Source organism: Mycobacterium sp. E2733 (assembly GCF_001667585.1).
Classification (GTDB): domain Bacteria; phylum Actinomycetota; class Actinomycetes; order Mycobacteriales; family Mycobacteriaceae; genus Mycobacterium.
In genome coordinates, this window is record NZ_LZJZ01000080.1 from 1 (window position 1) to 14,260 (window position 14,260).

General features: G+C 68.6%; 11 protein-coding genes. 5 read left to right on the forward strand and 6 right to left on the reverse strand.

The genetic code is table 11. The features are described from left to right. The 3 genes from A5678_RS27560 to A5678_RS13425 all read left to right on the forward strand — a co-directional run. Positions 1-809, forward strand: an 809-nt coding sequence (locus A5678_RS27560) for a hypothetical protein (protein WP_197502135.1), incomplete at its 5' end; no start/stop codon positions are given. Positions 810-910: 101 nt separating this feature from the next. Then, positions 911-4,252, forward strand: a complete 3,342-nt coding sequence (locus tag A5678_RS13420) for a DUF2126 domain-containing protein (protein WP_068043050.1) — start codon at positions 911-913, stop codon at positions 4,250-4,252. 26 nt (positions 4,253-4,278) lie between these two features. Then, entirely contained in the window at positions 4,279-6,912 is a 2,634-nt protein-coding gene (locus A5678_RS13425; protein WP_156746911.1) for a circularly permuted type 2 ATP-grasp protein, read from the forward strand. A 9-nt stretch (positions 6,913-6,921) separates the two neighbouring features. Here A5678_RS13425 and A5678_RS13430 read toward each other — a convergent pair whose 3' ends face one another. From A5678_RS13430 to A5678_RS13445, 4 genes are all read right to left on the reverse strand, one after another. Further along, entirely contained in the window at positions 6,922-8,286 is a 1,365-nt protein-coding gene (locus tag A5678_RS13430; protein ID WP_068043052.1) for an HNH endonuclease signature motif containing protein, read from the reverse strand. A gap of 88 nt (positions 8,287-8,374) precedes the next feature. After that, a complete protein-coding gene (locus A5678_RS13435) occupies positions 8,375-9,043 on the reverse strand; it encodes a DUF6629 family protein (RefSeq protein WP_068043062.1) in 669 nt (222 codons plus the stop codon). Between the two features lie 158 nt (positions 9,044-9,201). Continuing rightward, positions 9,202-10,257, reverse strand: a complete 1,056-nt coding sequence (locus A5678_RS13440; protein WP_068043055.1) for a putative zinc-binding metallopeptidase — start codon at positions 10,255-10,257, stop codon at positions 9,202-9,204. Further along, positions 10,250-11,191 carry a transglutaminase family protein gene (locus A5678_RS13445; RefSeq protein ID WP_197502137.1) on the reverse strand — a complete coding sequence of 314 codons (942 nt, stop codon included), beginning with the start codon at positions 11,189-11,191 and terminating at the stop codon, positions 10,250-10,252. Before A5678_RS13445 ends, A5678_RS13440 begins: the two co-directional genes overlap by 8 nt. Positions 11,192-11,280: 89 nt before the next feature. Between A5678_RS13445 and A5678_RS13450 the strand changes: the two genes are divergently transcribed. Continuing rightward, a complete protein-coding gene (locus tag A5678_RS13450; protein WP_068043056.1) occupies positions 11,281-11,670 on the forward strand; it encodes an MmcQ/YjbR family DNA-binding protein in 390 nt (129 codons plus the stop codon). A gap of 3 nt (positions 11,671-11,673) precedes the next feature. On the opposite strand, the gene A5678_RS13455 is transcribed toward A5678_RS13450, so the two are convergent. Both A5678_RS13455 and A5678_RS13460 read right to left on the reverse strand, forming a co-directional pair. Further along, entirely contained in the window at positions 11,674-12,720 is a 1,047-nt protein-coding gene (locus A5678_RS13455) for an aromatic acid exporter family protein (RefSeq protein ID WP_068043065.1), read from the reverse strand. A 25-nt stretch (positions 12,721-12,745) separates the two neighbouring features. Continuing rightward, positions 12,746-13,177: a nitroreductase family deazaflavin-dependent oxidoreductase gene (locus A5678_RS13460; RefSeq protein ID WP_068043058.1), complete on the reverse strand. Its 432-nt coding sequence runs from the start codon at positions 13,175-13,177 to the stop codon at positions 12,746-12,748. A gap of 622 nt (positions 13,178-13,799) precedes the next feature. On the opposite strand from A5678_RS13460, the gene A5678_RS13465 reads away from it, so the two are divergent. Beyond that, the coding region (locus tag A5678_RS13465; protein WP_231983664.1) for a serine/threonine-protein kinase at positions 13,800-14,260 on the forward strand (461 nt) is incomplete at its 3' end.

The window sequence follows — 14,260 nt, forward strand, 5'->3', positions numbered from 1 at the left end:
GTTACGGCGCACCGCCGCCCCCGCGGCCCGGCTACGGCCCGCCACCCGGGTACGGGGCCCCAGCCAAGCCCCCGATCATCGTCCTCGACGGGTTCAACTGGGCATGGAACACCTTCACCAAGAACGCGGTGGCCTTGATCGTCCCCGCGCTGGTTTATGGGCTGCTGATCGGGGTGGCCGCCGCGCTGATCACGCTGAGCCAGAACATGAACACGGGCACGACCTCCGACGATTACGACTTCACCTTCACGACCAACCTGACCGGCCCCGGGTACGGGCTCCTCGCGCTCGGTTACCTGGTGGCCTACGCGGTGAGCGCGTTCGCGCAATCGGCGTACCTGTCCGGGTGTCTCGAGCTCGCCGACGGGCGGTCGGTCACCATCGGCTCGTTCTTCAAGCCACGCAACCTCGGCATGGTGTTTCTCGCCGTGCTGATCGTCGAGGTCCTCACCTCGATCGCGTCGGCTTTTTGCTTCCTACCCGGCCTCGTGTTGGGCATCTTCACCCAGTTCACCGTCGCGTTCGTGATCGACCGCTCGGAATCGGCCATCAAGGGCTTCACTTCCAGCTTCTCGCTCGCCGGGTCGAATTTCGTCAACGCGCTGCTCGTGTGGTTGGTCGTGTTCGTGTCCGCCATCGTCGGGGCACTGTTGTGCGGCGTCGGCCTGTTGGTGGCGGCGCCGGTCGCGTCGCTGCTGATCATCTACGCCTACCGCAGGCTGAGCGGCGGCCAGGTGGTCCCCGTGCCGCAGCCCGGTTACCAGCCGGGTCCGCCGCCGGGTTACCAGCCGGGTCCGCCGCCGGCCTAGCAACCGGGATAAGCGTCGGCCGGCGTCCCAAGTTACGGCGCTGTTAGCCGGGGCCGCGGTGCGCTGCGGCCTTGTGCCGCTTGTGATGAGATCACCATGTCATGAGCATCAAAGTCGCGCTGGAGCACCGCACCAGCTACACATTCGACCGGCCGGTCCGGGTGTATCCGCATGTCGTGCGGCTGCGTCCCGCGCCCCATTGCCGCACGCCGGTCGACGCATACTCGCTGCGCATCGAGCCGGACGAGCACTTCATCAATTGGCAACAGGACGCGGTGGGCAATTTCCTTGCCCGCCTTGTATTTCCGAATCCGACGCCGCGACTGACGATCACGGTCGGTTTGATCGCCGACCTGAAGGTGATCAACCCCTTCGACTTCTTCATCGAGGACTGGGCCGAGACGTGGCCGGCGCAGGGGTTGACGTACCCCAAGGAGCTCGCCGACGACCTGGAGCCATACCTGCGGCCGGTCGACGAAGACGGCACAGGCTCTAACGGGTCGGGTCCCGGCGAGCTGGTGCGGGCCTGGGTGCGCAACTTCTCCGTGCCGGCCGGCACGCGCACCATCGACTTACTGGTCGCTCTCAACCGCGCCGTCAACGCCGACGTCGTCTACTGCGTGCGAATGGAACCCGGTGTGCAGACACCGGATCACACGCTGCGCACCGGGGTCGGGTCGTGCCGCGATTCGGCGTGGCTGTTGGTGTCGATCCTGCGCCGGCTGGGGCTGGCCGCCCGCTTCGTGTCCGGCTATCTGGTGCAGCTGGCTTCGGACGTGGAGGCGCTCGACGGGCCGTCCGGCCCCGCCGCCGATTTCACCGACCTGCACGCCTGGGCCGAGGTCTACATCCCGGGCGCGGGTTGGATCGGGCTGGACCCGACGTCGGGATTGTTCGCCGGCGAGGGTCACATCCCGTTGGCGGCCACCCCGCAGCCGGCGTCCGCGGCGCCCATCAGCGGCGGCACCGAACCGTGCGAATCGGTGCTGGAGTTCTCCAACACCGTCACCCGGGTCCATGAGGACCCGCGCGTCACGCTGCCGTATACGGATGACGCGTGGCAGACGATCCGCGAGGTCGGGCAGCGCGTCGACGAGCGACTGGCCGCCGCCGACGTGCGGCTGACCATCGGGGGCGAGCCGACGTTCGTTTCGGTCGACAACCAGGTCACCGAGGAATGGACCACGGCCGCCGACGGCCCGCGCAAGCGGCAGCGCGCCTCCGACCTGGCCGCGCGCCTGAAAGAGGTGTGGGCGCCGAACGGGTTGGTGCAGCGCGGGCAGGGCCGGTGGTATCCGGGAGAACCGTTGCCGCGCTGGCAGATCGCGTTGTACTGGCGCACCGACGGGCGACCGCTGTGGAGCGACGGCGCGCTGCTGGCCGACCCCTGGCTGGGCGGCTCGACCCCGGTCGATGGTGACGCGGCCTACCAGCTGCTCGCCGTGATCGCCGACGGCCTGGAGCTGCCGCCCTCGCAAGTCCGGGCAGCCTACGAGGACCCGCTGCACCGGCTGGCGACCAAAGTCCGGCAGCCCGAGGGCGACCCGGTGGACCCGGCCGACGACCTCGACCCCCGAGTCGGCGCAGACTCCCCGGCCGGGCGCGCCGCCCTGCTGGCCCGCCTCGACGAATCCGTCACGGCCCCGGCAGCTTTCGTGTTGCCGCTGCATCGCCGCGACGACGGCCTGGGCTGGGCCAGCGCCGACTGGCGCCTGCGCCGCGGCCGAATCGTGTTGCTGCACGGCGACTCTCCGGCGGGTCTGCGGTTGCCGCTCGATTCCATCAGCTGGCGTCCACCGCGCCCGTCGTTCGACGCCGATCCCCTGACCTTCGGGGACCCACTGACGACGGAGTCGGGCACCGCGGCGGTGGAGGACTCCGACACCGCGCCGCCCACCGCGATGGTCGCCGAGGTCCGCGACGGGCTGCTCTACCTCTTCATGCCGCCCACCGACGCGCTGGAACATTTCGTCGACCTCATTGCCCGCGTCGAGGCCGCCGCGGCCAAGATCGACTGCCCGGTCGTGATCGAGGGCTACGATCCCCCGCCAGACCCACGGCTGCGCTCGACCACGATCACCCCCGACCCCGGCGTCATAGAGGTCAACGTCGCGCCCACCGCCAGCTTCGCCGAGCAGGTCGAACAGCTCGAAACTCTCTATGAGCAAGCTCGATTGGCTCGGCTGTCCACCGAGTCCTTCGATGTCGACGGCACCCACGGCGGCACCGGCGGCGGCAACCACATCACTCTCGGCGGCGTCACGCCCGCCGACTCACCGCTGCTGCGGCGGCCGGACCTCTTGGTCTCGCTGCTGACCTACTGGCAGCGGCACCCGTCGCTGTCGTACTTGTTCGCCGGCCGGTTCGTCGGCACCACGTCGCAGGCCCCCCGGGTCGACGAGGGCCGCGCCGAGGCACTGTACGAACTCGAGATCGCGTTCGCCGAGATCGTCCGGCTGGGAGGCGGTGGCCCCAAAAGCGTGGCCAAGCCGTGGGTGATCGACCGCGCACTGCGGCACCTGCTGACCGATATCACCGGCAACACCCACCGCGCCGAGTTCTGCATCGACAAGCTCTACAGCCCCGACAGCGCCCGCGGCCGGCTCGGCCTGCTGGAGTTGCGCGGGTTCGAGATGCCCCCGCATCTGCGCATGGCGATGGTGCAGTCGCTGCTGGTGCGCTCGCTGGTGGCGTGGTTCTGGGACGAACCGCTGCGCGCCCCGCTGATCCGCCACGGGGCCAACCTGCACGGGCGATACCTGTTGCCGCACTTCCTGATTCACGACATCGCCGACGTTGCCGCGGACCTGCGCGCGCACGGCATCGCGTTCGAAACCAGCTGGCTGGACCCGTTCACCGAGTTCCGCTTCCCCCGCATCGGCACCGCGGTGTTCGACGCGGTGGAGATCGAGCTGCGCGGGGCGATCGAGCCGTGGAACACCCTCGGCGAGGAGGCCACCGCCACCGGCACCGCCCGCTACGTCGACTCGTCGGTCGAGCGCATCCAGATCCGCGTCATCGGCGCCGACCGCCACCGCTACGTGGTCACGGTCAACGGCTACCCGGTGCCGCTGCTGGCCACCGACAACCCCGACATCCACGTGGGCGGGGTGCGGTTCAAGGCGTGGCAGCCGCCGAGCGCGCTGCACCCCACCATCAGCACCGACGTGCCGCTGCACTTCGAGCTGGTCGACCTGACGACGGGCACCTCGCGCGGCGGCTGCACCTATCACGTCGCGCATCCCGGTGGACGGGCCTATGACGAGCCGCCCGTCAACGCCGTCGAGGCCGAGGCGCGCCGCGCCCGCCGCTTCGAGGCGACCGGCTTCACCCCCGGCAAGCTCGATTTGTCCGACATTCGGGAGAAACAGGCCCGGATCTTCACCGATATCGGCGCGCCGGGCATTCTCGACCTGCGCCGCGTGCGTACCGTGCAGCAGTAATGGCGTTTGCGGACATGACATTCGGCATTGATACGGGGTCGGCGCCGGCCGCCGACCGCTACGACGCCGACCGCCTGCTCGCGGGGTACCGGGCCGCGCGCGCCCAGGAGGCGCTCTTCGATCTCCGGCATGGCCCGGCCGCCGGTTACGACGAATTCGTCGACCGGGACGGACGCGTGCGGCCGGCCTGGACGGAGCTGGCGGACACCATCGCGGAGCGCGGCCGGGCGGGGCTGGACCGGTTGCGCTCGGTGGTGCGCGGCCTGATCGACAGCGACGGCATCACCTACACCGATGTCGATCCCGCGGCACACGGCCTCGAGCCGCGGCCGTGGATCCTGGACACCCTGCCGCTCGTGCTCTCCGCCGCGGAGTGGGAAGTGCTGGAGGCCGGGCTGGTGCAGCGGTCCCGGCTGCTCGACGCCGTGCTCGCCGACCTGTACGGGCCGCGCAGCCTGCTCACCGAGGGGCTGCTGCCACCGGAGCTGCTGTTTGCCCACCCCGGTTACGTGCGCGCGGCCAATGGCGTCGAAGTGCCCGGGCATCACCAGCTTTTCCTGCACGCCTGTGACGTCAGCCGGCTACCGGACGGCACCTTCGGAGTCAACGCCGACCGGACGCAGGCGCCGTCGGGCGCCGGCTACGCGTTGGCCGACCGGCGCGTCATCGCACACTCCGTTCCCGAACTCTATGAGCGGATCGTGCCGCGCCCGACGACGCCGTTCGCCCAGGCGCTGCGGCTGGCGCTGATCGACGCCGCACCCGACGACGCACAGGATCCGGTGGTGGTGGTCCTCAGCCCCGGCATCTTCTCCGAAACCGCGTTCGACCAGGCGTATCTGGCCACGCTGCTGGGTTTTCCGTTGGTGGAGAGCGCGGACTTGGTGGTGCGCGACGGCAAGCTGTGGATGCGCTCGCTGGGCACTTTGAAACGGGTTGACGTCGTCTTGCGCCGGGTCGACGCCGAATATGCCGACCCGCTCGATCTGCGCGCCGACTCCCGGCTCGGCGTCGTCGGTCTGGTGGAGGCGTCTCATCGCGGGACGGTGACCGTCGTCAACACGCTGGGCAGCGGCATCCTGGAAAACCCTGGGCTGCTTCGGTTTTTGCCCGAGCTGTCCGAGCGTCTGCTCTCCGAACCGCCGCTTCTGCAGTCCGCGCCGGTCTACTGGGGCGGCATCGCGGCCGAGCGCTCACACCTGTTGGCGAATCTGTCGTCGCTGCTGGTGAAGTCGACCATCGGCGGGAAAACCCTTGTCGGCCCGACCCTTTCGTCATATCAGCTGGCACAGTTGGCGGCCGCCATCGAGAAGATGCCGTGGCAGTGGATCGGTCAGGAGCTGCCGCAGTTTTCGTCGGCGCCCACCGACCATGCCGGGGTGTTGTCGTCGGCCGGCGTCGGCATCCGGTTGTTCAACGTGGCCCAGCGCAGCGGGTACGCCCCGATGATCGGTGGCGTCGGCTATGTGCTGGCGCCCGGGCCCGCCGCCTACACGCTGCAAACCGTTGCCGCCAAGGACGTTTGGGTGCGCCCGACGGAGCGTGCTCGCGCCGAGACCGTCACCCTGCCGGCCGCGCCGCCGGCGAAGACGGCCGCCGGCACCTGGGGCGTCAGTTCGCCACGGGTGCTATCGGACCTCTTCTGGATCGGCCGCTACGGCGAGCGCGCGGAGAGTATGGCGCGGCTGCTGCTCGTCGCCCGGGACAGATTCCACGTCTACCGGCATCAGCAGGACACCGAGGAAAGCGAATGCGTGCCGGTGCTGATGGCCGCGCTGGGCCGGATCACCGGGACCGATACCGGGGCAGACGATGAGCGCGCCAGCGACGGGGCCGAGATGATCGCCGTCGCCCCCTCGACGCTGTGGTCCCTGACCGTGGATCCCGAGCGGCCCGGGTCGCTGGTGCAGTCGGTGGAAGGGTTGGCGCTGGCCGCCAGGGCGGTGCGCGACCAGCTGTCCAACGACACGTGGATGGTGCTGGCCGGGGTGGAGCGCACGCTGGCCCAGCGGCGGGAGCCGCCGGATTCGCTCGCCGAGGCCGATGCGCTACTCGCGTCGGCTCAGGTGCAGACGCTGTCCGGCATGCTCACCCTGTCCGGGGTCGCGGGCGAGTCGATGGTGCGCGACGTGGGCTGGACCATGATGGACATCGGCAAGCGCATCGAACGCGGCCTCTGGCTGACCGCGCTGCTGCGGGCCACGTTGACCGCCGTCCGCGCCCGCGCGGCCGAACAGACGATCATCGAGGCGACGTTGGTGGCCTGCGAGTCCTCGGTCATCTACCGGCGCCGCAACGTGGGCCAGGTCAACGTCGCAGCAGTGGCCGAGTTGATGCTGTTCGACGCGCAGAACCCGCGGTCGCTGCTGTATCAAGTGGAGCGGCTGCGGGCCAACCTCAAGGACCTGCCCGGGGCGTCGGGGTCGTCGCGCCCGGAGCGGCTGGTGGACGAGATCGCCACGCTGCTGCGCCGCTCGCACCCGGCCGAGCTGGAAGTCGTCAGCGCCGACGGGGAACGTGCCGCGCTGTCCGACCTGCTCGGTTCGGTGCACTCCGGATTGCGCGAGCTGGCCGAGGTCATCACCACCACGCAGTTGGCGCTGCCCGGCGGCATGCAACCACTGTGGGGCCCCGACGTACGCCGGGTGATGCCGGCCTAGCGTGTTGCGTCAATTGGGTTCGTCGTCGTCATCGTCGCGGAGGAATCTTTGGGGGTGGTGATAGCTGTTGGTTCTGGGTTGTCCGCGGTCGAGATGCGGTGGCGGTAGCCATTCGGTTTCGCCTCGGGCGTTGGTCCGGGTGGTCCAGCCGTTTTCGGCGAGCCGGTTGTCGGGGCCGCAGGCCAGGGTGAGGTCGTCGATGTCGGTGCGGCGGGTGGCTTGCCAGCCTGTGACGTGGTGGACCTGACTGTGGTAGGCGGGCGCGTCGCAGCCCGGTTTGGTGCAGCCGCGATCTTTGGCGTACAACATGATTCGCTGTGCGGGGGAAGCGAACCGTTTGGTGTGATGCAGCGCCAGGGACCTGCCGTTGTGGAAAATCGCCAAGTAATGGTGGGCGTGGCCGGCCCAGCGGATCACATCCGACATGGGCACCAGCGTGCCGCCGGCGGTCAGGGCCTTGCCGGCGGCGGCCTCCAAGTCGGTCAGCGTGGTGGTCACCACGATCGACACGGGCAGCCCGTTGTGCTGGCCCAGTTCGCCGGAGGCGAGCAGGCCGCGCAGCCCGGCCAGGAAGGCGTCATGGTTGCGTTGGGCCTGGCTGCGGGTGTCACGGCGCACCGCGTCCTCATCGGGCGTGGCATCGACCACCGGGGTCTGGTCGTCGGGGTTGCACGCCCCCGGCGCGGCCAGCTTGGCCAGCATGGCCTCGATCGCGGCCCGCAGCTCGGGGGTCACCAGGCCGCCGATGCGTGACATGCCGTCGAACTCCTGGGCGCCCAGGGTGATCCCGCGCTTGCGGGCCCGCTCGGCGTCGCTGAATTCCCCATCGGGGTGCAGCCAATCCATGACCCGCTGGGCGTATTTGGCCAACTCGTCGGGCCGATAGCCGCGAGCCTTGTTGGCCAGGTCGGCCTCGGCGGCTTGCCGGGTCGATATGTCTACCTCGGCGGGCAGATGGGCCAAGAAGCGACGGATCACCGTCACGTGCCCCTCCCCGATGAGCCCGGCGCGTTGGCCGGCCGCGGTCGCGCTCAACTGCGGCGCCAACGGCTCGCCGGTCAACGCCCGGCGCTGCCCGAGGTCTTGGGCTTCGGCGAGGCGCCGGCCGGCCTCGGCCTTGGTGATGCGCAACTGGTCGGCCAGCCCCGAGCGCAGCGAGCCGCCCAACTCTTCGGCGCTGGCCTGCGCCTCGAGCTGGTTGATCAACGCGTGCTGCGGGGTGCGCAGCTTGCGGGCCACGCGTTCCACCCGCTCCAAAACGCGCAGCCGCTCCGGGGTGGTGAGCACGTCAAAGGACAACTCGCACAGGCGGTCCGCGTCGTCGTCGAGCGCGTCGATGACCTCGACGATCTCCTCACGACTGCTAACACCCATGCCTCAGACTCTAGGGACACCCACCGACAAAAAACCTCGCGTTGTGACGGTTGAAGCCACAGTGACACAAGGAATTACAGATAGAGCATCACGCGTTCGATGTCGCCGGACCGAGCGCGACACCGTGATAGCGGTGCGGGTCGGGCAGTCGCCGGCGACGCACCATGTGCACGAACACCAGGACCGACATCAACGCCGCGTAGATGCACCACAGTGACGCGAACGCATGCAGGTAGAGGACAGCGACCACGATGAGCCCCACCAGGTTCGCGAAACCGAAGACCACAATGGAGCGATAACCCGACAACAGTGCCGGCCCGATGACGGCGACTATGTAAAACACCGCCCATATGTAGCCTTCGTGCACGCTGGTCTGGTATTGCAGCGCGTGGGGTCCCCTCGTCACTGCGACGGGTTGGGTGAGGACGACGACCGCCAGATAGGCCGACACGACGGTGCCCAGCACCGCGAAAGGCGCCACCCGCAGTCGGGCACCGCGCGGTTCGAGCATCAGGATGGCCCATGGAACCAGCACCGGAAGCAACGGCATGGCGATGAAGACATATGCTCTCAGCGCGAAGTGGGCCATTCCGGCGGAGACCACGCCGTTGGGCCACACCGCCGCCTCGAGGAACTGGTGGACCGCAAACACGGTCGGCAGCAATGCAAATGGCAATTCGCGCCAGTGCTTCACCTCACGCAGAGTCGCGGCCGCGACCGGTAGGAGGGCGGTGCCCACCGCCAGATCCGCAGTCATCGAGAAGCACACCGCTGCAGGGTGCCCCGTTTGTGCGCTGCCAATCAGGGCGCGATGGTGGCGACCCGCATCGCCCGGCTACGCCGCGCTCGCGATCGCCACTAACCCGCGACGGTGGCGACCCGCATCGCCCGGCTACGCCGCGCTCGCGATCGCCACTAGCCCGCGATGGCGGCGGGCCCCCGCGACTCGGAAGTCACCTCGTCGATCACGGTGTAGATGAACTTCATCTTCTCCAGGACCGCGACCGGCAGCACGAAGGGGTACAGGTCGTCGTGACCCATCGACCGGTTCACCATGTTCAGCGACCACGACAGTGGCAACCACATGTCGATGATCGTCTGGAAAGCGCTGGGGCCCAGGGCCGGCCGGTCGAAGGTGGCCGACGCCGAGGCGAAGCCGCACCACGCGGAGGTGTCCAGCGTGTCGCGGATGTGCAGGTAGTGGGCGAACGTCTCGGCCCAGTCCTCGGCGGGATGCATGGTGGCGTACGACGACACGAAGTCTTCCTGCCAGTCCTCGGGCGGCCCCTCGCTGTAATGCCGGTCCAGCGCGTCGGAGTAGTCGGCGTCGGGATCACCGAACAGCTCGTTGAAGCGCGCCAGATACTCGCTGGATGGGGCGATCAGCCGGTAGAAGTAGTAGTGCCCGATCTCGTGCCGGAAGTGTCCTAGCAGGGTGCGGTAGGGCTCCTCCATCTCCACCCGCAGCTGCTCGCGGTGCACGTCGTCACCCTCGGCCAGATCCAGTGTGATGACGCCGTTGTCGTGGCCGGTCATCACATTCTCGTGTGCGCTGGACAGCAGATGGAAGGCCAGCCCCTGCTCGGAATCTTGATCTCGCCCGATGATCGGCAGTTTCAGCTCGTGCAGCTCGGCGATCAGCCGCCGCTTGGCCGCCTCGGCCCGGGCGAACTCGGCCAGACCGGCGGCGTCGGCGTCGTTGGGCCGCACGGTGGTCAGCGCGCACGACGTGCACAGCAGGCGCGGATTGTTGACCGGAACCAGCCAATTGCATTCGGCCAACTGCAGATTGGCGCACAGCTGATATTCGGCGGCGTCCACGAATCCGGCGTGCTCCCCGGCGTTCTCCTCGACGATCACCAGCAGAGCCATCTGCTCGAGCGAAAACCCCAGCGCGCTGCCACAGTTCAGGCAGGTGGAGTTCTCGAACGTCAGGCGCTGGCCGCAGTTGGGGCAGTTGAAGTCACGCATGGAGCACATCTCCCTCGAAGGGCACCACGTCGACGGCAACGTCGATCACGCTGTGTTCGGAATCGGTGTAGATGATGCCCCGCAGCGGCGGCACGTCCGCGTAGTCGCGGCCGCGTCCGACGATGATGTAGCGCTCGTCGACCAGCTGGTCGTTCGTGGGATCCAAACCCAGCCATTCGAACTGGCCGGGCTCCTGCGGTGTCCACACCGCCGCCCAGGCGTGGGTGGCGTCAATACCGATCATTCGATCCTTCCCCGGTGGCGGGTCGGTGGCCAGGTAGCCGGACACGTAGCTGGCCGCAAGACCGTTGGCGCGCAGGCAGGCGATCGCCAGCCGTGCAAAGTCCTGACATACCCCTTCCCGCGCCGCGAGAACCTCGTTGACGCCGGTGGAAATCGTCGTCGACCCCGAGCGGTAGGTGAAGTCGGCGAAAATCCGCGATGCGAGGTCGCGCAGCACGTCGACCAGCGGGCGTTCCGGAGCGAAGCTGGACGCCGCGTACTCGCGGACCCCGTCGGTGATCTCGGGCGGATTCAGGTCCAGGGTGAACTCCGCGGCGAGCGCTCCCCTGGCTCCCCTCGGGCGGGCCGCCTCCCACGGTTGCACCGCCGGGCCGCTGACGTAGCGCCCGGGAGCCGGCGGATACACGTCCACGATGGAGTCGCTGGTGACGATCAGGGTGTGGTGCGGCTCCGTGACGTGGAAGTACGAGCTGATGTTGCCGTAGACGTCGCTGCTGGTCGAGACGTCGGCGGGCGCCGGGTCGATGGTCAGCTGGTGCACGATGCAACGCTGCCGCACCGAATCCCTCGGAGTGAGAAAGCCGCGGCCATACGAGCTGGTCACGACGTCGGAGTAGCGGTACTCGGTGCGGTGGGTGACTCGATGTCGGCGGGCGAGCCCGGTGTCGGCTTCAGGCACAACGCTGATCACATCACACCGGGCCGGCACGCGCCGTCCGCGGCGCGAAACCGTTTGCCAATACAGCGGCGCGCGCGCCAAACCGGGAGCACAATCGAGATGTGGCCACGTGGTACGACGTCGCCCGCATAGTCCGTGAGCTGGCACTCACCTCGGAGCCGTCACCGCACGAGTGGCGGGTCGGCAAGAAGTTGCTGGCCTGGGAGCGGCCATTGCGGCCGTCCGAACGCGAGGCGCTGGCCCGCGACGGCCTGGAACCGCCCGACGGCGACATCCTCGGCGTGCGGGTGTCCGACGAGGGGGTCAAGTTCGGGTTGATCGCCGACGAACCGGGCGTGTATTTCACGACCCCGCATTTCGACGGCTACCCGGCGGTGCTGGTCAGGCTGGCCGCGATCGCGGTCCGCGACCTCGAGGAGCTGATCACCGAGGCGTGGTTGACGCAGGCCCCGAGGAAGTTGGTCCAGGAGTTCTTGGCCGACTCCCGCTGAATCTCATAGGTGCCGAAGGTCGATGACCCGTTGCAGATCATCGACACAGGCGCTGACGACGTCAGCCAGGATCAACTGCGTTTTCTCGCGCGCGGCTGACTGCAATTCCGAGGCGTGATGACGCGCGGACGCGGCGTACGCGCACGCGCCGGTGGGATCGCGGTCGGCGAGGGCGGTTCCGGCCGCCAGCACCACCAGCACCGTGTGCACGAGCTGCGGAAGCCCCTCGCGGGAGCCGTCGGCGCTGGGGGCGACGGCGCGGGCGAGTTGCAGCACCGAACCGGCCAGCAGGGCCACATGCACCGCCTGGTGATCCGCGGCCTGGATCGTGTCCCGCAGGCCCCACCGTCGCGGGGCGATGGCGACGACGTGCCGGGCAGTGGTGCGCGCCTCGAGCAGCCCGCTGAGCTGCTCGTGCACTCGGTCGACGGCCGTCAGCGGCCAGTCGGGAGGGGGCGCTTTGCGCCCGGCGGCGATGTCCGCGGCACGCGAAAGGACGTCGTGTAGCACGCTCAGCACGCCGACGCGCGCGGTGCGCAGCAGCTTCAGCGGGTCGGCGGGGAACAGCAAAACCGCGAATACGATGGCCACCGCCCCGCCGATCAGCGCGTCGAAGATGCGTTCCAGACCTACGCCGCCGCGGTAGAGCGCCAGCACCAGGATCGCCGACACCACGGTCTGGTTGGCGAACATCATTCCGTGCCCGATGAAGCCGCCCCCGATGAACACCGCGGCGCCCAGCGCGACAAACGCGGCCACCGCGATGGGGACCTCCCCGGGCCCCAGCAGGCCCTGCACCGCCGAGCCGACCCCGATCCCCAGGGTGACCCCGACCATCATCTGGATGGCACGTTGCGCACGAAGGACGTTGCTCGTCGACAACGACACCGCGGCGGCGATCGGCGCGAAGAACGGCTGCGGGTGGTCCAGGACATCGTGCGCGAGGTACCAGGACAGGCCGGCGGCCACCGCGGTCTGCACCAGGTTGAACCACACCACGCGCAGCCGTTTGAGGCCCGCGCGGGCGGCGGCGAGAGCCGCTGGAGCCATCGTCCGCCGCGATGTGGCCACGGGCCTAGGTGCGCTGCAACTCGAACAACGGAATGACCCGACTGGTCTTGGACTGGTATTCGGCGAAGCCGGGTGCGGCGGCGGTGACCTTGTCGAAGAGCGCGTCGCGCTCGTCGGACGGCAACTCGCGCGCCGTGACGGCGAACTGCTCGGTGCCGATCTCGACACGCGCCTGCGGGTTGGCCCGCAGATTGTGCACCCACGCCGGACTGACCGGAGAACCGGCGAAGGAGCCGATGATGATCAGCTTGCCGTCGATGCGGAAGTAGGCCAGCGGCGAGATCCGCGGCTGACCGGACTTGGCGCCCGTGGTGGTGAGCAAGAGCAGGTCGGCGTTCTCGAACTGGCCGCCCACCTTGCCGCCGTTGGTCCGGAACTCGTCGATGATGGCCTTGTTGAAGTCGTTGATCGTCGCGGTATCGGGCATTTCGGTCATGTCCGGTCAACCTTATGCGGCTTCGCGTCTATTCCGGACCTAACCCATTGTCAAGATCGCTCCTGCGGCCAGCGAAATTATGGCCATGAGGGCTAAACAGATCACCGCAACTGCCGCTCGCGCGACTTCGACGGTAGCCGAAGCTGCGTTGAATCTGTTGCGGACTGGCTGCGGACTGGACGCGATCAAACTGCTGAGCATCGTTGCACCGCTGCACACCCAGCACGGTCCCCATCGACGGGTTGCTGGATGAGCAACTCGGTCACTCGCCGCGTTCCGTGCCGGAAGCACCCGGCTGGGGCGGTAATCCTGCATCTAGGGGCCTGTGAGCAGCAATTAGACCGTGATGTTAGGGGCAGCCTGCGAATCTCTCGATAACTGAGCACCCGGGAATCGCTACGGTGGTGCGTCCGCGCCGTTGCCGTTCAGGTTCGGTTGGTGGCGCGCACGCACCGGCCCGGGTTGGTGGGACCAATGGTCCTGGCAGCCGGGGACAAGCGGCCCTACGCCGTGCCCCGAAGCGGCGTGAGAATGAGCATTCCAGCACACAGCGGAGGGCGGCTGCGCTGATCAGCGCACCGGGTGCGGCGCGCGGGAATTGCGTCGATTAAGGGGCGAGCGGATGGAACCGGGGCAGACGCCGGCGGGGTCGGTGGTGCAGGGCAGGCCGTTTGGGCGTTACCGGCTGATCGAGTTGTTGGGTCGCGGCGGGATGGGTGAGGTGTGGCGCGCCTATGACACCGTCATGGATCGGGTGGTGGCCCTGAAGGTGTTGTTGCCCAATGTCGCCGAGGATCCCGCCTATGTGGAGCGGTTTCGCCGCGAAGCCCACGCCGCGGCCAGCCTGGACGAGCCGCACGTCATCCCCATCTACGACTTCGGCGAGATCGACGGACGACTGTATGTGACCATGCGGCTCATCGAAGGCCGCGACCTACACGACGTACTGGCCGACGGGCCGCTGGAGCCCGCGCGGGCGATCGCGATCATCGACCAGATCGCCTCGGCACTACACGCCGCCCACGAAATCGGGCTGATCCACCGCGACGTCAAACCCTCCAACATCCTGGTCGCCAAGGACGA

What these genes read in the sequence shown, in the direction of transcription:
- A5678_RS13435 (WP_068043062.1), bottom strand. Translation starts at nt 9,043, where the DNA reads ATGACTGCGGATCTGGCGGTGGGCACCGCCCTCCTACCGGTCGCGGCC.
- A5678_RS13455 (WP_068043065.1), bottom strand. Translation starts at nt 12,720, where the DNA reads ATGGCTCCAGCGGCTCTCGCCGCCGCCCGCGCGGGCCTCAAACGGCTG.
- A5678_RS13460 (WP_068043058.1), bottom strand. Translation starts at nt 13,177, where the DNA reads ATGACCGAAATGCCCGATACCGCGACGATCAACGACTTCAACAAGGCC.
- A5678_RS13420 (WP_068043050.1), top strand. Translation starts at nt 911, where the DNA reads ATGAGCATCAAAGTCGCGCTGGAGCACCGCACCAGCTACACATTCGAC.
- A5678_RS13430 (WP_068043052.1), bottom strand. Translation starts at nt 8,286, where the DNA reads ATGGGTGTTAGCAGTCGTGAGGAGATCGTCGAGGTCATCGACGCGCTC.
- A5678_RS13440 (WP_068043055.1), bottom strand. Translation starts at nt 10,257, where the DNA reads ATGCGTGACTTCAACTGCCCCAACTGCGGCCAGCGCCTGACGTTCGAG.